Source organism: Pseudomonas sp. PS01298, assembly GCF_029959745.1.
Lineage (GTDB): Bacteria > Pseudomonadota > Gammaproteobacteria > Pseudomonadales > Pseudomonadaceae > Aquipseudomonas > Aquipseudomonas aylmerensis.
Map to the genome: position 1 here is coordinate 60375 of NZ_JASCPP010000007.1, position 18056 is coordinate 78430.

Here is an 18056-nt window from a genome sequence, read left to right on the forward strand (position 1 = left end):
GCGCTTTTAGTGGACACACTAAAGCTGTAGCTTACAGAAAAAGGCTTTTTTGGTCCACCGCTAATGAGCCTTAAAGGCAGGGGAATGCGACAGGACGTCGCTTAGCGGGTAAAAACGGGGCCTCAGGATAATCCTGAGGCCCGATTTTAGCTACTGATTAGTGCAGATCCAGCACGTCACGCATGTCATACAGACCCGGCTCACGACCTTCCAGCCAGAGCGCAGCACGGACGGCGCCCTTGGCAAACGTCATGCGACTGGAGGCCTTGTGCGTGATCTCCAGGCGCTCACCTTCAGTGGCAAACAGCACGGTGTGATCACCCACAACATCACCACCGCGCACGGTCGCAAAGCCGATGGTGTCACGCGCACGCGCACCGGTATGACCTTCACGGCCATATACGGCCACCTTGGACAAGTCCCGGCCCAACGCCTCAGCGATGGCTTCACCCATGCGCAGCGCGGTGCCCGACGGCGCATCGATCTTGTGGCGATGATGGGTCTCGATGATTTCGATATCCGCCTCATCACCCAGCACGCGCGCCGCCAGATCCAGCAACTTGAGCGACAGGTTCACACCCACGCTGAAGTTGGCCGCAAAGACGATCGGGATATCCTTGCCCGCCTCCACCAGCAACTGCTTCTGCTCGGCACTCAAACCCGTCGTACCGATCACCATGGCCTTGCCCGCCTTGCGGCAGAACGCCATGTTTTTCAGCATCACGTCAGGCAGGGTGAAGTCGATCAACACGTCGAACTCTTCAGCCACCTGCTCCAGGCTGCTCGACAACGACACACCGATACGGCCCAGCGAGGCCAACTCGCCCGCATCTGCACCAATCAACGTGCTGCCCGGGCGAACGATGGCTGCGGTCAACCCGGACGCCGGCGAGCGCTGCTGCACCGCCTCGACCAGCGTCTTCCCCATGCGCCCGGCAGCGCCCATAACGGCTATACGTCGCATATCCACTCCTTACAGGTCGCCGAAGAAGCGCTTCACGCCATCGAAAAACCCAGTGGTTTTCGGTGAATGGGAGTCGTCACCTTCCAACGAACTGCGGAACTCTTCGAGCAGCTCACGCTGACGACGCCCCAGATTGACCGGGGTCTCGACCGCTACGCGGCACATCAGATCGCCTGCACCACCGCCGCGCACCGGCGCAACGCCCTTGCCACGAATACGGAACTGCTTGCCGGTCTGGGTACCCTCGGGGATCTTCAGCTTGACCCGACCATCCAGGGTCGGAATCTCCAACTCGCCGCCCAAGGCTGCATCGACAAAGCTGATCGGCACTTCGCAGAACAGGTGCTTGCCGTCGCGCTGGAAGATCGAGTGCTCACGCACATTGATCACCACGTACAGGTCACCGGTAGGGCCACCCTGGGTGCCCGCCTCGCCCTCACCCGACAAACGGATGCGATCTCCGGTATCCACACCCGCTGGCACTTTGACCGACAGGGTCTTGTACTCTTCGACGCGACCTTCGCCGTGGCACGAGTCGCACGGATCGGAAATGATCTTGCCCTGGCCATGGCAACGCGGGCAGGTTTGCTGCACCGAGAAGAAGCCCTGCTGCATACGGACCTGGCCGATACCGCCACAGGTAGGGCAGGTGATCGGCGAGGAGCCTTTCTTGGCGCCCGAGCCGTCGCACGGCTTGCAATTAACCAGCGTCGGCACGCGGATGTTGACGCTGGTACCGCGCACGGCCTCTTCCAGGTTCAACTCGAGGGTGTAGCGCAAGTCGCTGCCACGCTGGGCGCCACCACGCTGGCCACCCCGGCCACCGCCGAAGAAGTCGCTGAAAACGTCGCCGAAGATATCGGAGAAGTTCTGACCGCCGAAACCTGCACCGCCGCCGCCCATGCTCGGGTCGACACCGGAATGACCATACTGGTCGTAAGCCGCACGCTTGTTCGGATCAGAAAGGCATTCGTAGGCCTCGTTGGCCTCCTTGAACATTTCTTCGGATTCTTTGCTATCCGGATTACGGTCCGGGTGGTGCTTCATCGCCAGGCGACGGTAAGCCTTTTTCAGGTCCGCATCGCTGGAGCCGCGCTCCACACCCAATACTTCGTAATAGTCACGCTTTGCCATAAGTCTTTGCACTCTTAAGGACGTTTGGCCAGACCCTCCTGAGCCTTGCCAAACTCGTTGAGCCCCAATACAGGCCCGGACCCAACTCACGTCAATTCAACGATCCTGGTCATTACTGCTTTCAGCCAGGGACCCGGCCAAAAACGCGGTGACTGTCGCCCGGGAAGCAGGAGCATTCCCGATCACACCGCCAACATCCGAGCGTTGTCGCATGTTGTAAAAATTCGCATACCCCAGACACGCCAACGCGGGAGCAAGCTCCCGCGCGGCGACATCCTACCAGTCACCGCTTGATAGCGGTCAACCGGGCGACCAACTTACTTCTGGTCTTTGACTTCTTCGAACTCGGCATCGACAACGTCGTCGTGCTTGGCTTCAGGCTCTGCGTGCTGTGCAGCGCCATCAGCCGGCTGGCCTTGTTCGGCGTACATTTTCTGGGCAACCGGTGCGGAGACTTTCGACAGCTCCTCAACCTTGGCTTCGATGGCAGCCTTGTCGTCGCCTTTGATGGCGGCTTCCAGGGCAACCACGGCAGCTTCGATTGCGGTCTTCTCCTCAGCAGTCACTTTATCGCCAGCATCCGCGACCATTTTGCGGGTCGAGTGAACCAGTGCATCACCCTGGTTACGGGCGCCAGCCAGCTCGGCAAACTTGGCATCTGCGTCGGCATTGGCTTCAGCATCACGGATCATCTGTTGAATTTCTTCATCAGACAGACCGGAGTTGGCCTTGATAGTGATCTTCTGCTCTTTGCCAGTGGCCTTGTCCTTGGCACCTACGTGCAAGATGCCGTTGGCGTCGATGTCGAAGGTCACTTCGATTTGTGGCACGCCGCGTGGTGCTGGTGGAATCTCGGCCAGATCGAACTTGCCCAGGGACTTGTTCTGAGCCGCTTGCTTACGCTCACCTTGCAGCACATGGATGGTCACAGCGCCTTGGTTGTCGTCGGCAGTCGAGAACACCTGGGATTTCTTGGTAGGAATCGTGGTGTTTTTCTCGATCAGCGCAGTCATCACGCCACCCATGGTTTCGATACCCAGGGTCAGCGGGCTGACGTCCAGCAGCAGCACGTCTTTCACGTCGCCAGCCAATACCGCGCCCTGGATGGCAGCACCCATGGCAACCGCTTCGTCCGGGTTCACGTCTTTACGTGCTTCCTTGCCGAAGAACTCGGTTACTTTCTGCTGTACCAGTGGCATACGGGTCTGACCGCCCACCAGGATCACGTCGTTGATGGAACCAACGTCGATACCTGCGTCTTTCAAGGCAATGCGGCAAGGTTCGATGGTGCGCTGAACCAGGTCTTCAACCAGTGCTTCCAACTTGGCGCGAGAAATCTTCACGTTCAAGTGCTTAGGACCAGTGGCGTCTGCAGTGATGTACGGCAGGTTCACGTCGGTCGACATGCTCGAGGACAGCTCGATCTTGGCTTTTTCAGCAGCTTCCTTGAGGCGCTGCATAGCCAGCGGGTCACCCTTGAGGTTCATGCCGCTTTCTTTCTTGAATTCGTCAACGAGGTAGTCGATCAGACGAATGTCAAAGTCTTCACCACCCAGGAACGTGTCGCCGTTGGTGGCCAATACTTCGAACTGGTGCTCGCCGTCAACTTCAGCGATCTCGATGACCGAGACGTCGAACGTACCGCCACCCAGGTCATAAACGATCACAGTGTGGTCGCCCTTGGCCTTGTCCATACCGTAGGCCAGAGCGGCTGCGGTAGGTTCGTTGATGATACGTTTTACGTCCAGGCCCGCGATGCGGCCGGCGTCTTTGGTCGCCTGGCGCTGGCTGTCGTTGAAGTAGGCCGGAACGGTGATGACCGCTTCAGTCACTGCCTCACCGAGGTAGTCTTCGGCAGTCTTCTTCATCTTTTTCAAGACTTCAGCCGAAATCTGCGGTGCAGACATCTTGTTGCCATTGACTTCAACCCAGGCGTCGCCGTTGTCAGCCTTGGCGATTTTGTAAGGCACCATCTTGATGTCTTTCTGTACGACTTCTTCGTCGAACTTACGACCGATCAGACGCTTCACCGCGTACAGGGTGTTGTGCGGGTTGGTGACAGCCTGACGCTTGGCCGACTGACCAACGAGGATCTCGCCATCATTTGCGTAAGCAATGATCGACGGCGTGGTACGCGCGCCTTCGGCGTTTTCGATAACTTTGGCTTTGCCGTTTTCCATGACGGAGACGCAGGAGTTGGTGGTCCCCAGGTCGATACCGATAATTTTGCCCATGATTTACTCTCCCGAAACTTGAATTTGGATGCCGCAGCAGTGGTGGCTAACTGCGGTAGCACTTAAACGCTTGACTTATAGATGGGGGCCTTACGGCGTATTTCAAGCCTGCTCATCAATAGAAGGCGAAACCGGTGCAGGAGCCTTGCTCACTACAACCATCGCCGGGCGCAGCAAGCGACCATTGAGCTGATACCCCTTCTGGAACACTTTCAACACGCTGTTAGGCTCCAGGTCATGGCTTTCCTGCATGGCCATGGCTTGGTGATGCTCAGCGTTGAACGGTTCGCCGCCGGTTGGATCGATGGCTTCCAACTGATAACGCTTCAGGGTGTCCTGGAACATTTTCAGGGTCAGTTCGATCCCTTCGCGCATTGGGCGGATGTTTTCGTCGTCCGGGTTGGACAACTCAAGGCCACGTTCCAGGCTGTCGATGATCGGCAGCAAGTCACCGGCGAATTTTTCCAGCGCGAATTTGTGAGCCTTCTCTACATCCTGCTCGGCACGGCGGCGGACGTTCTGCAGATCGGCGGCAACACGCAAAGACTGGTCCTGCGCAGCGGCCAATTGCTCTTCGAGCACTTGCACACGCACGGCCAGGTCTTCCGAGCCAGCCTGGGTAGCGTCTGGAGTTTGCGTATCCTGCGTCTGTTCGTCAGCCATAGATTTCTCCTTTCAAAATCATGCGCGAACTCAACTCGCGCTTCTGTTCCGGTATATGGGGCCACAATTTCAGGGTTCAAGGGCGCAGGCGTTACCAAAAGTCTTTCCCATGACCGGGATCAATTCCTGCCCCATCATTCCTCATTGCGCTAAAAAAAGTGGCGACTCAAGCAAATCGAGCTAAGCGCCAGGATTGTCAGCCCTGAATAAAACACTGTATAAATAACCAGACCTAAAGCCTGGGAGCGACGTTCATGCTCGTGCACCTGTCCGTACATAACTACGCCATCGTTGAACACCTGGATCTCGAACTGGATCGCGGGATGAGCGTAATCACAGGCGAAACCGGCGCCGGCAAATCGATCATGCTCGACGCGCTCGGCCTGACCCTGGGCGATCGCGCCGACAGCGGCGTGGTGCGTCCGGGTGCGGACAAGGCCGACATCCTGGCTACCTTCGACCTGGCAGACATCCCCGAAGCCGAGGCCTGGCTCGCCGAGCGCGACCTGAATAATGAGGGGCCGTGCATCCTGCGCCGGGTGATCACCGCCGAAGGGCGCTCGCGCGGCTACATCAATGGCACGCCCTGCCCGCTTGGCGACCTGAAAGCCCTGGGCGAATTGCTCATCGATATCCACAGCCAACATGAACACCAGTCCCTGCTGAAAACCGACACCCACCGCCGCCTGCTCGACGAATATGCCGGCGCCACCGACCTGGCCCGCCAGGTGCAGCTTGCCGCTCAACGCTGGCGCCAGACCCGCCAGGAATTGGAGCGACTCTCCAACTCCGGCGACGAGCAGCGCGCTCGCCATCAACTGCTCAGCTACCAGCTTGAAGAACTCGAAAGCCTGGCACTCGGCGAGACTGAGCTGGAACAACTCGAACAGGAACACAAGAACCTCACCAATGCCGAAACCCTGTTGGGCATCTGCCGCCAAGTGGTGGAGCAATGCAGCGAAAGCGATTCCGGCAATGTGCTCAACGCACTGACGGCCAGCCTCAACCGACTGTCCAGCGTCAACAATGCTTCGGGCTCGCTCAGCGAAGCCACCACCCTGCTGACCAGTGCGCAGATCCAGGTAGAAGAAGCCGTGGGCGAGTTGAATCGCTTCCTCGACCACTTTGATGCCGACCCCTCCCGCCTGCAGGAAATAGAGGAGCGCCTGGACACTATCTACACCCTGGCGCGCAAACACCGAATCCAGCCCACCGAAGTGGCCACGATGCAGCAAAAGCTGCTGGATGAAATCGAAACACTGAATGCCAACGACGAATCCATCGAACGATTGGGCGATGAACTCGCATCCTTTGCCCGTCATTATCAAGAGAAGGCCCGCGAACTGAGCGACCTGCGCCAGCAAGCAGCCGCCAGCCTGGCCAGTGCCGTAGAGCAAGAGATCCAGCGCCTGGGCATGCCGGGTGGGCGCTTCACGATTGAATTGCGCGCCAATGCCAGCAATGAGCTGCAGCCCCACGGCCTGGAGCAGGTAGAACTGCTGGTCAGCGCCAACCCTGGCCAGCCGCTCAAGGCGCTGGCAAAAGTGGCATCCGGCGGCGAATTATCGCGCATCAGCCTGGCGATCCAGGTGATTACCGCCCAAACGTCACGGGTGCCTACGCTGGTATTCGACGAAGTGGACGTCGGTATCGGCGGGCCGACCGCAGAGATCGTTGGCCAGTTGTTGCGACGCCTGGGGGATAGAGGCCAGGTGCTGACAGTGACTCACTTGCCACAGGTAGCGGCACAGGGGCATCAACACCTGTTTGTACACAAGGTGCGCGGCGATGAAGCGACACACACAGCCGTGTCGAAGCTGAACAAGTCGGAACGTGTGGAAGAAGTGGCTCGGATGCTCGGCGGTATCGACCTGACCAAAGAGTCCCTGGCCCACGCGAAGAAAATGGTGGTGGCCGCGAAAGCCTGAAGCCAGCATTTTCTCCCTTATAGGAAGCACGAAGGCGACCCTAGGGTCGCCTTCGATCGTTTCGCAGAGTGAATCTGCGTCGATTTTTACTTTTTCTTACGGATGTACAGGACCAGATTATGGTCAACCAGATCGAAGCCATGCTCCTCAGCAATCTTATGCTGCAGCGCTTCGATCTCAGGGCTGGTGAACTCGATAACCTCATTGGTATCCAGGTCAACCATGTGGTCGTGATGACCACCGTCAGCCAATTCAAACACTGCATGACCGCCGTCGAAATTATGACGAACCACCAGCCCTGCGGCTTCAAACTGGGTCAGCACACGGTAAACCGTGGCCAGGCCAACGTCCTCGTTAGACTCCATCAGCGCCTTGTAAACATCCTCGGCACTCATGTGGCGCTGCTCAGCAGAATCGAGCATTTGTAGAATCTTGACTCGTGGCAGAGTCACTTTAAGACCGGCTTTGCGTAGTTCGCTATTTTCAACCATGGTTAGCTTTCTCGCGGATGCTGCTTCGCAGCTTCTCTTAATACGGGTATGATCGGCGTTTACGTTGTCCCAGCCAAGATAGTGGAAGTCGCCCACCGATGCAAAACACCAAGCTCTTGCTAACCAGTTTCACCTTTGTGGGACTGCTCGCACTCGCCGGTTGTTCATTCCCCGGGGTTTACAAAATCGACATCCAGCAGGGCAATGTCGTCACGCAGGACATGATAGACCAGTTACGCCCGGGAATGACCCGACGGCAAGTAAGGTTTATCATGGGCAACCCCCTGCTGACCGACACTTTCCATGCTGATCGCTGGGATTATCTCTACAGCATCCAGCCGGGTGGCGGTGAACGCCAGCAGGAGCGCGTCAGCGTCATTTTCAATGGCAATGACCAACTCGTCAGCCTGTCTGGTGACTTCATGCCCGGCGTGAGCCGAGATGAAGCCTTGCTCGGCAAGGACAACGGCGCCAACGTGACTGCCCCTGCGCAGGAAAACGAGAAGCCGAAGTCTGAAGTGCCAGCCAAACCAGGCTCATTGCTCGACAAGATCCAGAAAGACGTCGACGGCGTAGAAACTGTGCCGGTCCCGACGCCACAGCCTCTGGACACCAGCCCGCAGTAACTGAGCGGCGCCCAATAAAAAACCCGGCATGCCGGGTTTTTTATTGCCTGCTGCTTGGCAAGCCTATGGATTTTGCTGTTTGGCCAGCGCCGCCTTGGCTGCACGCAAGCGGCGCACCTCTTTAGGATCGGCCAGCAAAGGCCGGTAAATCTCAATACGATCGCCCGCCTGCACGACTCGCACGTCGGGGTCCGCAATCACCTTGCCAAATATCCCCAAAGGGCAATCAGCCAGATCCAGCGCCGGAAACTGCGCCTCGATCCCGCAAGCCTGCACCGCCGCTCGCAAGCTGGTGCCTTCGGGAACCGCCGCCGCCAGCAACACCTGCCGATCTTCTGCGGCGTATACCACCTCAATCTCAACCATGCAGTTGCTTGGCTCGCTGGCAAAACGCATCCACCAGGGTATTGGCCGCCTGATTGAACAGTGGCCCCAGTGTTGCTCGCACGATAGGCCCCGCGTAATCAAACGACAGGTCCAGGCTGATCTTGCACGCCTTGTCCGTCAGCGCCTTGAACACCCACACACCATGCAATTGGGTGAACGGCCCCTCCTGCAGATTCATTTCAATGGATTTCCCGGGCACCAGCACATTGCGCGTAACAAAATGCTGGCTAAGACCGCCCTTCGCCACACCAACGCTGGCGACCATGTGCTCATCACTGCTTTCCAGCACCTCGGCAGTCGAGCACCAAGGCAGGAATTCCGGGTAACGCGCAACGTCGTTGACCAGGTCATAGAGCGCCTGTGCCGGATAGGGCAGCAACGCCGAACGTTGAATATGCGTCGTCATGTGTGCGTCATTTCCACTGCTGAGGCAAAACATCGCGAAAGAACAGCCCGATCCGCGAGAGAAAAAAACCAAAGAACTGCCTGCATTGTCCGGGATTCGTCCAACACGCTCAAGCACGCAGGTTGACCGTAGCCGACACGCTCGCAACTCCCTATAATGCCGCCCCTATGGCTAAACAAAAGAAACACCCCACAGGGACCATCGCGCAAAATAAAAAGGCGCGACACGATTACTTCATCGAACATCGTTTCGAGGCTGGTCTGGTCCTGGCCGGCTGGGAAGTAAAAAGTCTGCGCGCCAGCAAGCTGCAACTGGTCGACAGCTATGTGCTGCTCAAGGATGGCGAGGCGTGGCTGCTCGGCAGTCATATCACTCCGCTGACCACCGCGAGCACCCACGTGATTGCCGACCCGGTGCGCACGCGCAAGCTGCTGCTCAACGCCCGCGAGATCGACAAGCTCGCCGCCGCCGTGCAGCAGAAGGGCTATGCCTGCGTCTGCCTGTCCTGGTATTGGAGCAAGCACCTGGTCAAGTGTGAGATCGCGCTGGGCAAGGGCAAGAAGGAATACGACAAGCGTGATACCGAGCGCGAGCGCGATTCCAACCGGGAACTGCACCGCGCCGTACGCAACAAGGGCAAGGAAGAATAATCCTTGTCTCGGTGTAGCTTCGGGAACGCCCGCGGCTACATCCCCTTGCGCCGCTCGGCACGCGCCACGCGCTGAACCTCCTGACGCACCTCTTCCAACACTTCCTGCACATACAGCAGGTGACGTGTTGAAACCTCTCGCGCCTGCTCCGCCCGCCCCTCGATAATCGCCAGGTACAAATCCCGGTGCTGACTGATCAGCATGTCACGGGTTTCCGTGCGCTGCTGATACATGCCGCCGATGTTGGTGACCACGTTACGCTTGAGCAGATCGAACAAGCCGCGAATCGTGTGCAGCAGCACCGCATTGTGGCTGGCCTCGGCAATCGCCAAGTGGAACCTTGCATCCGCCGCCCCCTCCTCCGCCCGGCTCACGTCATCGGCGCGGGTGTAGCAATCCTGCAGTGCTTCGAACGCCGCCGTCAGCCGCTCGCGATCCACCTCGGTGGCGCGCAATGCGGCGTAATAAGCACAAGAAGCTTCCAGGGTCTGGCGAAACTCCAGCAAGTCACGCTGCGCTTCGGGATTGTTCTCCAACAGGTGCAACAGTGGATCACTGAACGTAGACCCCAGCGACTCCGCGACATAGTTGCCACCGCCCTGACGACTCACGAGCAAGCCCTTGGCCGCCAGCTTCTGGATTGCTTCGCGCAATGACGGGCGCGACACGCCAAATTGCTCAGCCAAGGCCCGTTCGGCCGGCAAGCGCTCACCCGACTTCAGCGTGCCCTCAAGGATCATGCCCTCAAGCTGCTCGACAATATCGTCAGACAAACGGCGCTGACGCACCTGATCAAACCCCATAACTCACTCTCCACCATCCCAACCACTCGCCGGGCCCTCTATTCTGGCCTATCGCCGCGCTTGCAGCACCTATCAGAACGCCTTGGATTTATCCGCTCAGCTCCCCGTCCTCGCAGACATGAGACCAAAGTTTCGCAAGCGGCAAATTGACACACCGGCCCGAAGCCTTTTAACCTAGCCCACAGCGATTGTAAATTGGTATTACCAATTATCCAAGCTGACTAAACAACAACAATCAGGGGCCACCCCATATGCAAACCTGGCAACAGCTCTACAGCCCGCTCGGCAGCCTCGGCCTGTCCGCACTGGCCGCCGTTATCCCGATCGTATTCTTCTTCCTGGCCCTGGCAGTGTTCCGCCTCAAAGGCCACGTTGCCGGGAGCATTACCCTGGCGCTCTCGATCCTGGTCGCGATCTTCGCCTTCCAGATGCCGGTAGACATGGCGCTGGCTGCCGCCGGCTATGGCTTCGCCTACGGCCTGTGGCCTATCGCCTGGATCATCGTGGCGGCCGTGTTCCTGTACAAACTGACGGTCAAGAGCGGCCAATTCGAAATCATCCGCAGCTCGGTGCTGTCGATCACTGACGATCAACGCCTGCAAGTGCTGTTGATTGGCTTCTGCTTCGGCGCATTCCTGGAAGGTGCCGCCGGTTTCGGCGCCCCCGTGGCGATCACTGCCGCGCTGCTGGTAGGCCTGGGCTTCAACCCGCTGTATGCCGCCGGCCTGTGTTTGATCGCCAACACCGCGCCGGTCGCCTTCGGCGCACTCGGGATCCCGATCATCGTGGCCGGCCAGGTGACCGGCATCGACGCATTCAAGATCGGCGCCATGACCGGCCGCCAACTGCCCCTGCTGTCGCTGTTCGTGCCGTTCTGGCTGGTGTTCATGATGGATGGCATGCGCGGCGTGCGCGAAACCTGGCCGGCGGCGCTGGTGGCTGGCTTGAGCTTCGCCGTCACCCAGTACTTCACCTCCAACTTCATTGGCCCGGAACTGCCGGACATCACCTCGGCCCTGGCCAGCCTGATTGCCCTGACCTTATTCCTCAAAGTCTGGCAACCCAAGCGCACCGCGGGCGCGCAGATTGCCGGCGCCACGTCGAGCGCAGCAGTCACCGCCAGCGCTGGCGGCTTCGGCCTGCCGCGCAACACCGTTGCTTCGCCCTACAGCCTGGTGCTGATTTTCAAGGCCTGGTCGCCGTTCCTGATCCTGACCGTGCTGGTCACCATCTGGACGCTCAAACCGTTCAAGGCAATGTTTGCCGCCGGCGGCTCGATGTACAGCTGGGTGTTCAACTTCGCGATTCCGCACCTGGACCAATTGGTGATCAAGGTGGCGCCCATCGTCACCAATCCCACCGCGATCCCGGCCGTGTTCAAGCTGGACCCGATTTCGGCCACCGGCACTGCGATTTTCTTCTCGGCACTGGTGTCGATGCTGGTGCTGAAGATCGATATCAAAACTGGTCTTACCACTTTAAAAGAGACCTTCTACGAGCTGCGCTGGCCCATCCTGTCGATCGGCATGGTGCTGGCGTTCGCCTTCGTCACCAATTATTCCGGCATGTCGTCGACCATGGCACTGGTGCTGGCCGGCACCGGGGCGGCCTTCCCGTTCTTCTCGCCTTTCCTCGGCTGGCTGGGGGTTTTCCTGACAGGCTCCGATACCTCATCCAATGCACTGTTCAGCTCGCTGCAAGCCACCACCGCGCATCAGATCGGCGTCAACGACACCCTGCTGGTCGCGGCAAACACCAGCGGCGGCGTGACCGGCAAGATGATCTCGCCACAATCAATCGCCGTCGCCTGCGCAGCCACTGGCCTGGTGGGCAAGGAATCCGACCTGTTCCGCTTCACCCTCAAGCACAGCCTGTTCTTTGCCACGATCGTCGGGCTGATCACCTTGGCGCAGGCCTACTGGTTCACCGGTATGCTGGTGCACTGAGACCTGCACGCAATAGGGTAAGAATCGACGCCGGACAACGGTTCCGGCGTCAGCTATTTCTGGAGGACCGATGAGTCTGCCTGCCGCTTTCCTTGCCGACGTCATACAGCTGATCCCGAAGGATCGGCGTTTCGACGACCCACTTTCCACCCTCGCATTCGGTACCGACGCCAGCTTTTATCGACTGATCCCACAGCTAGTGATCCGCGTGGAGTCGGAAGACGAAGTCGTCGCACTGCTGCAACTGGCCCAACGCGACCGCGTGCCGGTGACCTTCCGCGCCGCGGGCACCAGCCTGTCCGGGCAAGCTATCAGCGATTCAGTACTGATCGTGCTGGGTGACAACTGGAACGGCCGCGAGATTCGTGGGCAAGGCACGCAGATCCGCCTGCAGCCCGGCGTCATCGGCGCCCAGGCCAATGCGTGGCTGGCGCCGTTCGGGCGCAAGATCGGGCCGGATCCAGCGTCGATCAATGCCTGCAAGATCGGCGGCATCGTTGCCAATAATGCCAGCGGCATGTGCTGCGGCACTGCGCAGAACACCTATCACACCCTGGCCGGGATTCGTCTGGTACTGGCTGATGGCAGTCGACTGGACACCGAGGATGCAGCCAGCGTTGCAGCGTTTCGAAAACACCATGCAGCCCTGCTTGAGCGACTGGCGACACTCGGCCGCGAGACGCGGGCAAATGCCGAACTGGCGGCAAAAATCCGCCACAAGTATCGTCTGAAAAATACCACCGGCCTGTCGCTCAATGCCCTGGTGGATTTCGATGAACCGCTGGATATCCTCAGCCATCTGCTGGTCGGCTCCGAAGGCACCCTGGGCTTTATCAGCGCAGTGACCTACGACACAGTGATCGACCACCCCAACAAAGCGTCGGCGCTGATTGTGTTCCCGGATGTCGAGACCTGCTGCAACGCGGTGACCGTGCTGAAAACCCAGCCGGTCTCGGCAGTGGAGCTGCTGGACCGGCGCAGCATGCGCTCGGTACAGGACAAACCCGGCATGCCGGCTTTCGTACAGCACTTATCGGAAAATGCCTGCGCGCTGCTGATCGAATCGCGCGCCGCCTCCCCATCACTGCTGCACGAACAATTGGCGCTGATCATGGCGTCCCTGGCGGCGTTCCCTGTAGAGAAGCAAGTCGACTTCACCGAAGACCCGGTGGAAAACGCCCGCCTGTGGGCGATCCGCAAGGACACCTTCCCCGCCGTCGGTGCCGTCCGCAAAACCGGCACCACGGTGATCATCGAAGACGTCACCTTTCCGGTCGAACAACTGGCGATCGGCGTAAACCGCTTGATCGAACTGTTCGACAAACATCACTACGACGAAGCCATTCTTTTCGGACACGCCCTGGAAGGCAATCTGCACTTCGTGTTCACCCAAGGCTTCAATAGTGCGGAAGAAGTCACGCGCTATCAGGCGTTCATGGACGACGTCGCGCAATTGGTGGCGGTGGAGTTTGGCGGTTCGCTGAAGGCCGAACACGGCACGGGCCGCAATATGGCGCCTTTCGTCGAGCTGGAATGGGGCAGCGATGCCTATCAGTTGATGTGGCAGCTCAAGCGCCTGCTGGACCCCAACGGCATTCTCAACCCGGATGTTGTACTCAGCGAAGACCCGCAAATCCACCTCAAGCACCTCAAGCCCCTACCGGCAGCCGACGAGATTGTGGATAAGTGCATCGAGTGCGGGTTCTGCGAGCCGGTGTGTCCCTCCAAAGGCCTGACGTTGAGCCCGCGCCAGCGCATCGTGATCTGGCGCGATATCCAGGCGAAAAAACGCGCAGCCGTCGACACCACTGAACTCGAAGCCGCCTATCATTACCAGGGTATCGACACCTGCGCGGCCACCGGCCTGTGCGCGCAACGATGCCCTGTAGGAATCAATACCGGCGACCTGGTGAAGAAGCTGCGCAGCCGCGATGCTGACCGTACGAAAACCGCCGAATGGCTCGCCACCCATTTCGCCACGGCATTGCAAGGTGCGCGCTTTACCCTGCATGTCGCCAACGGTGCGCGCATGCTGTTGGGCGCCCCTCGCCTGGCGAAACTGTCTGCAACGGTAACCCGGTTGTCCAAGGGGCAAATCCCGCAGTGGACCAGCGCCATGCCACAGCCGGAGAAAGCCATCCGCTTCAGCCCGGCCGTGACCGATGAGCGGCCCCGCGTGGTCTACCTGGCGGCTTGCGTCTCACGCGCCATGGGGCCGTCCGCCAGTGATAAAGAACAGATGTCGCTGTACGACAAGACCCGTGGCCTGCTGGAAAAAGCCGGTTACCAAGTGGTGTTCCCCGACAATCAAGACAGCCTGTGCTGCGGCCAGCCGTTTGCCTCAAAGGGGTATGCCGACCAGGCGGAGCACAAACGCCAGGAACTGATCGGCGCGCTGCTGCATGCCAGCCGTGGCGGACTCGATCCGATCTACTGCGACACCAGCCCCTGCACCCTGCGCCTGGTGCAAGACCTCGGCGAAACGCGCCTGGACCTTTACGACCCGGTACGTTTTATCCGCACACACCTGATGGACCGACTCGACTTCACCCCCCAGGAAGCGCCGATTGCGGTACACGTCACCTGCAGTACCCAGCATTTGGGCGAAAGCCAGGCGTTGATCGACCTGGCCCGACGCTGCTCAAAAACCGTGGTGATCCCGGAAGGCATCCACTGCTGTGGTTTTGCCGGCGACAAGGGTTTCACCACGCCGGAACTCAACGCCCACGCGCTGCGCTCGCTCAAAGACGCCGTGCAACATTGCAGTGAAGGCCTCTCCACCAGCCGCACCTGCGAGATCGGCCTGAGCCAGCACGGAGGCATTGATTATCACGGCTTGGTGTATCTCGTGGACCGGGTCACCCAGGCCCGCGTGCATTAATCCTGCAAAAAAACGAACCCCTGCGCGCCGGCGTAGTCATCTGCATAGGCCTCGACGAACGAGGCTCAACAGTGATGTCGCTGGCAGCCGTTGAACGCCAGCAGCGTCGAGCCCTTTTGCGCAAGGAGATACCCTATGAAGCGTTCCGCTCTTGCTGGCTTGTTCATTACCGCTGCGATGCTGGCCTCCCCTGTTTTCGCTGCGGGCGAGCCCGATCTGTGCAAGATCAATCTGGACAAAATCAACAACGGCCAAGCCTTGCTTGCCACTGACACCAGCGGCAAGAAGGGAGAAATCGACACCGCCGTCTCCCAGGCGAAAGCAGCCCACGCTGCAGGTGATGACAAGAAGTGCATCGAGATCACCTCCAAAGCCCTGCAAGACCTGCAGAACACTGAAAAAGGCGGCAACCAGTAACACGCCGTCGCTGATGGCCAACCTTCGGGTTGGCCTTCCGTGAGCGTTTGGCGTACACTGCACAGGCTTGTCACTCACTAAGAAACAACGAGTTACAAGCACGGGGCCGTTTAGGATTCGACGCCGGTCGCGAAACTTTAGGTGCATGCCGAGTTGGTAACAGAACTCGTAAATCCACTGTTGCAACTTCTTATAGTTGCCAATGACGAAAACTACGGCCAGGAATTCGCTCTCGCTGCGTAAGCAGCCTTAGCCCTGAGCTTCTGGTACCTTCGGGTCCAGCAATCACCAGGGGATGTCTGTAAACCCAAAGTGATTGTCATATAGAACAGAATCGCCGTGCAGTACGTTGTGGACGAAGCGGCTAAAACTTACACAACTCGCCCAAAGCACCCTGCCCTTCGGGTCGCTGAGGGTTAACTTAATAGAAACGGCTACGCATGTAGTACCGACAGCGGAGTACTGGCGGACGGGGGTTCAAATCCCCCCGGCTCCACCAAATGATCAAAAAAAGACGTCCACGGACGTCTTTTTTTGTGCCTGGAAGACAGTAAAATCAAGGGTTTACCGCTCTTTTGAGGGTCACAACGGTTTTTTGAGTTCCAGCCATCCCGGTATTCCCGGTGGTATTCCAGCCTACCTGGGGCTAATCTTGGGAATACCAAAAGGTGTCATGGAGCTTCTCCCATGTGCGCTCAAACAGCTCGCTCTCCGACCGCCAGCTCAAGGCGGTCAAGCCCAAAGACAAGGACTACGTCCTCACAGATGGCGACGGCCTGCAGCTTCGCGTCCGGGTCAACCGCTCGATGCACTGGAATTTCAACTACAGGCATCCGGTCACCAAAAATCGAATCAACATGGCGCTCGGCTCCTACCCTGAGGTCTCTCTGGCACAAGCTCGGCGGCAAGCGGTTGAGGCTAGGGAAGTACTTGCGCAGGGGATCGACCCCAAAGCTCAGCGCAATGATCTCGCGCAGGCCAAGCTAGCCGAGACGGAACATACGTTCGAGAAAGTAGCTACCGCCTGGTTCGAGCTGAAAAAGGACTCGGTTACGCCGGCCTATGCTGAGGACATCTGGCGCTCACTCACGCTGCACGTTTTTCCGAGTATGAAATCGACTCCGATCTCGGAAGTCAGCGCACCGATGGTGATAAAGATCCTTCGCCGTATCGAAGCCAAAGGCAGCTTGGAAACGGTGAAGCGGCTTAGCCAGCGCCTCAACGAGATCATGACCTACGGGGTCAATTCGGGAATGATTTTCGCGAACCCGCTCAGCGGGATTCGGGCGGTATTCAAGAAACCGAAGAAAGAAAATATGGCGGCTCTACCACCCGAGGAGCTTCCTGAGTTCATGCTGGAAATAGCGAATGCCAGTATCAAGCGCACGACCCGCTGCCTGATCGAGTGGCAGTTGCACACGATGACTCGCCCCGCCGAGGCGGCAACTACTCGCTGGGTAGACATCGACTTTGAAAGGCGAGTCTGGACTATCCCACCGGAGCGGATGAAGAAGCGCCGCCCGCACAGCATCCCGTTGAGCGATCAAGCCATGTCATTGCTGGAGATACTGAAGTCTCACAGTGGTCATCGGGAATACGCCTTCCCGGCAGACCGAAACCCTCGTACTCATGCCAATAGCCAGACCGCCAACATGGCATTGAAACGCATGGGCTTCCAAGACCGCCTGGTCAGCCACGGCATGCGCTCGATGGCCAGCACCATATTGAATGAACATGGGTGGGACCCGGAGCTCATCGAAGTGGCGTTGGCGCACGTCGACAAGGATGAGGTGCGCAGTGCCTACAACCGAGCCGACTACATCGAGCGACGGCGGCCGATGATGGCCTGGTGGAGCGAGTACATTCTGAAGGCGTCGGCAGGCAATCTCTCGGCCAGCGCGATGAATGTGGCCAGGGATCGGAACGTAGTACCCATCCGATAGGGCGGCGACAACGGCGCCATTGGCGACAGACCGCGTGCAATCTACATCCTTGCCGTCTGAGCGGATGGCGACAGTCGCCAACTCGCCTCGATTTTGGCTTCTCCGGCTAAGCCCGTGAGCATGGGGAGGCTTCGCTTCCCCACGCTCACGGGCTAACACTAGAAAAGCGACAAACGGCCACTTTGCCACTGACACCCACAGACTTCCAAAGCACGCCAGAGGAGGAATCTGGCGCATTTCCATGTGCCCTTCACCAATTGACCCTTGCCGCGGTGACCGATAGAACGAAGATTCAAAGCGCTGCCTTAGGCAGCACCCCAGATGACCAGAGCCTTCAAGGTCATGCCGCTAACCCGGTGGTTCATCCCAAAGTGCGATTCGCGCCCGGAGGCTCGCACGGTCATTCGCCAGAATGATGGACGCCCTCTAAACAATCCGCCTAGTGCGGCTGCCCGCTAACCCTTTAGCCCTGCAGCAACGAACCTGCTCGGCCGATGTTTTGCGCCAACCGTTCGCCCGTCTCTTTTTCCAGAAAAGAGACGGGCGCTCCTACCACTGCTGCAGCCCTCATCGCACAGGGCTT

The 18056-nt window shown here is 58.9% G+C and carries 15 protein-coding genes and 1 other RNA gene; 8 read left to right on the top strand and 8 right to left on the bottom strand.

Annotation, left to right across the window (positions count from 1 at the left end):
• Positions 1-157: 157 nt before the first annotated feature.
• From dapB to grpE, 4 genes are all read right to left on the bottom strand, one after another.
• Positions 158-964: a 4-hydroxy-tetrahydrodipicolinate reductase gene (gene dapB, locus QMX97_RS05275; protein WP_282396319.1), complete on the bottom strand. Its 807-nt coding sequence runs from the start codon at positions 962-964 to the stop codon at positions 158-160.
• 9 nt (positions 965-973) lie between these two features.
• Positions 974-2098, bottom strand: a complete 1125-nt coding sequence (dnaJ, locus tag QMX97_RS05280) for a molecular chaperone DnaJ (RefSeq protein ID WP_282396320.1) — start codon at positions 2096-2098, stop codon at positions 974-976.
• 317 nt (positions 2099-2415) lie between these two features.
• Positions 2416-4332, bottom strand: a complete 1917-nt coding sequence (dnaK, locus tag QMX97_RS05285) for a molecular chaperone DnaK (RefSeq protein ID WP_065910260.1) — start codon at positions 4330-4332, stop codon at positions 2416-2418.
• Positions 4333-4434: 102 nt separating this feature from the next.
• Positions 4435-4995 carry a nucleotide exchange factor GrpE gene (grpE, locus tag QMX97_RS05290; RefSeq protein WP_106802601.1) on the bottom strand — a complete coding sequence of 187 codons (561 nt, stop codon included), beginning with the start codon at positions 4993-4995 and terminating at the stop codon, positions 4435-4437.
• 254 nt (positions 4996-5249) lie between these two features.
• Between grpE and recN the strand changes: the two genes are divergently transcribed.
• Complete coding sequence (gene recN, locus QMX97_RS05295; RefSeq protein WP_106802600.1) at positions 5250-6923, top strand: DNA repair protein RecN; 1674 nt, start codon at positions 5250-5252, stop codon at positions 6921-6923.
• A gap of 86 nt (positions 6924-7009) precedes the next feature.
• On the opposite strand, the gene fur is transcribed toward recN, so the two are convergent.
• Positions 7010-7414 (bottom strand): ferric iron uptake transcriptional regulator, encoded by a 405-nt coding sequence (fur, locus tag QMX97_RS05300; protein ID WP_003194220.1) that lies wholly within the window; start codon positions 7412-7414, stop codon positions 7010-7012.
• 98 nt (positions 7415-7512) lie between these two features.
• Here fur and QMX97_RS05305 point away from each other — a divergent pair, with 98 nt between their 5' ends.
• Entirely contained in the window at positions 7513-8040 is a 528-nt protein-coding gene (locus QMX97_RS05305) for an outer membrane protein assembly factor BamE (RefSeq protein WP_065910254.1), read from the top strand.
• A 63-nt stretch (positions 8041-8103) separates the two neighbouring features.
• On the opposite strand, the gene QMX97_RS05310 is transcribed toward QMX97_RS05305, so the two are convergent.
• Together QMX97_RS05310 and QMX97_RS05315 are read right to left on the bottom strand one after the other, a co-directional pair.
• Positions 8104-8406 (bottom strand): RnfH family protein, encoded by a 303-nt coding sequence (locus QMX97_RS05310; RefSeq protein WP_120449947.1) that lies wholly within the window; start codon positions 8404-8406, stop codon positions 8104-8106.
• Positions 8399-8833: a type II toxin-antitoxin system RatA family toxin gene (locus QMX97_RS05315; RefSeq protein WP_005791512.1), complete on the bottom strand. Its 435-nt coding sequence runs from the start codon at positions 8831-8833 to the stop codon at positions 8399-8401. The genes QMX97_RS05310 and QMX97_RS05315 overlap by 8 nt, the downstream gene beginning before the upstream one ends.
• A 167-nt stretch (positions 8834-9000) precedes the next feature.
• Here QMX97_RS05315 and smpB point away from each other — a divergent pair, with 167 nt between their 5' ends.
• On the top strand, positions 9001-9483 hold the full coding sequence (gene smpB / locus QMX97_RS05320; protein WP_060752280.1) for an SsrA-binding protein SmpB: 483 nt from the start codon (positions 9001-9003) through the stop codon (positions 9481-9483).
• 35 nt (positions 9484-9518) lie between these two features.
• Here the strand turns inward: smpB and QMX97_RS05325 are convergent, their stop codons facing one another.
• Positions 9519-10286, bottom strand: a complete 768-nt coding sequence (locus QMX97_RS05325) for a GntR family transcriptional regulator (protein ID WP_065910250.1) — start codon at positions 10284-10286, stop codon at positions 9519-9521.
• Positions 10287-10537: 251 nt separating this feature from the next.
• Here QMX97_RS05325 and QMX97_RS05330 point away from each other — a divergent pair, with 251 nt between their 5' ends.
• The 5 genes from QMX97_RS05330 (at position 10538) to QMX97_RS05350 (ending at position 17473) form a co-directional block, all read left to right on the top strand.
• Entirely contained in the window at positions 10538-12232 is a 1695-nt protein-coding gene (locus QMX97_RS05330; protein ID WP_282396322.1) for a lactate permease LctP family transporter, read from the top strand.
• 70 nt (positions 12233-12302) lie between these two features.
• The gene (locus tag QMX97_RS05335; RefSeq protein ID WP_282396323.1) at positions 12303-15113 is read left to right on the top strand and encodes an FAD-binding and (Fe-S)-binding domain-containing protein; all 2811 of its coding nucleotides are present in this window, start codon (positions 12303-12305) and stop codon (positions 15111-15113) included.
• A gap of 135 nt (positions 15114-15248) precedes the next feature.
• A complete protein-coding gene (locus tag QMX97_RS05340; protein WP_065910245.1) occupies positions 15249-15530 on the top strand; it encodes a hypothetical protein in 282 nt (93 codons plus the stop codon).
• A gap of 102 nt (positions 15531-15632) precedes the next feature.
• Positions 15633-16029: a transfer-messenger RNA gene (gene ssrA, locus QMX97_RS05345) on the top strand.
• A 190-nt stretch (positions 16030-16219) separates the two neighbouring features.
• Complete coding sequence (locus tag QMX97_RS05350) at positions 16220-17473, top strand: integrase domain-containing protein (protein WP_282396325.1); 1254 nt, start codon at positions 16220-16222, stop codon at positions 17471-17473.
• Positions 17474-18056 lie beyond the last annotated feature (583 nt).

Coding starts and splice junctions, on each gene's coding strand:
- dapB (WP_282396319.1), bottom strand. CDS start 964: ATGCGACGTATAGCCGTTATGGGCGCTGCCGGGCGCATGGGGAAGACG.
- dnaJ (WP_282396320.1), bottom strand. CDS start 2,098: ATGGCAAAGCGTGACTATTACGAAGTATTGGGTGTGGAGCGCGGCTCC.
- dnaK (WP_065910260.1), bottom strand. CDS start 4,332: ATGGGCAAAATTATCGGTATCGACCTGGGGACCACCAACTCCTGCGTC.
- grpE (WP_106802601.1), bottom strand. CDS start 4,995: ATGGCTGACGAACAGACGCAGGATACGCAAACTCCAGACGCTACCCAG.
- recN (WP_106802600.1), top strand. CDS start 5,250: ATGCTCGTGCACCTGTCCGTACATAACTACGCCATCGTTGAACACCTG.
- fur (WP_003194220.1), bottom strand. CDS start 7,414: ATGGTTGAAAATAGCGAACTACGCAAAGCCGGTCTTAAAGTGACTCTG.
- QMX97_RS05305 (WP_065910254.1), top strand. CDS start 7,513: ATGCAAAACACCAAGCTCTTGCTAACCAGTTTCACCTTTGTGGGACTG.
- QMX97_RS05310 (WP_120449947.1), bottom strand. CDS start 8,406: ATGGTTGAGATTGAGGTGGTATACGCCGCAGAAGATCGGCAGGTGTTG.
- QMX97_RS05315 (WP_005791512.1), bottom strand. CDS start 8,833: ATGACGACGCATATTCAACGTTCGGCGTTGCTGCCCTATCCGGCACAG.
- smpB (WP_060752280.1), top strand. CDS start 9,001: ATGGCTAAACAAAAGAAACACCCCACAGGGACCATCGCGCAAAATAAA.
- QMX97_RS05325 (WP_065910250.1), bottom strand. CDS start 10,286: ATGGGGTTTGATCAGGTGCGTCAGCGCCGTTTGTCTGACGATATTGTC.
- QMX97_RS05330 (WP_282396322.1), top strand. CDS start 10,538: ATGCAAACCTGGCAACAGCTCTACAGCCCGCTCGGCAGCCTCGGCCTG.
- QMX97_RS05335 (WP_282396323.1), top strand. CDS start 12,303: ATGAGTCTGCCTGCCGCTTTCCTTGCCGACGTCATACAGCTGATCCCG.
- QMX97_RS05340 (WP_065910245.1), top strand. CDS start 15,249: ATGAAGCGTTCCGCTCTTGCTGGCTTGTTCATTACCGCTGCGATGCTG.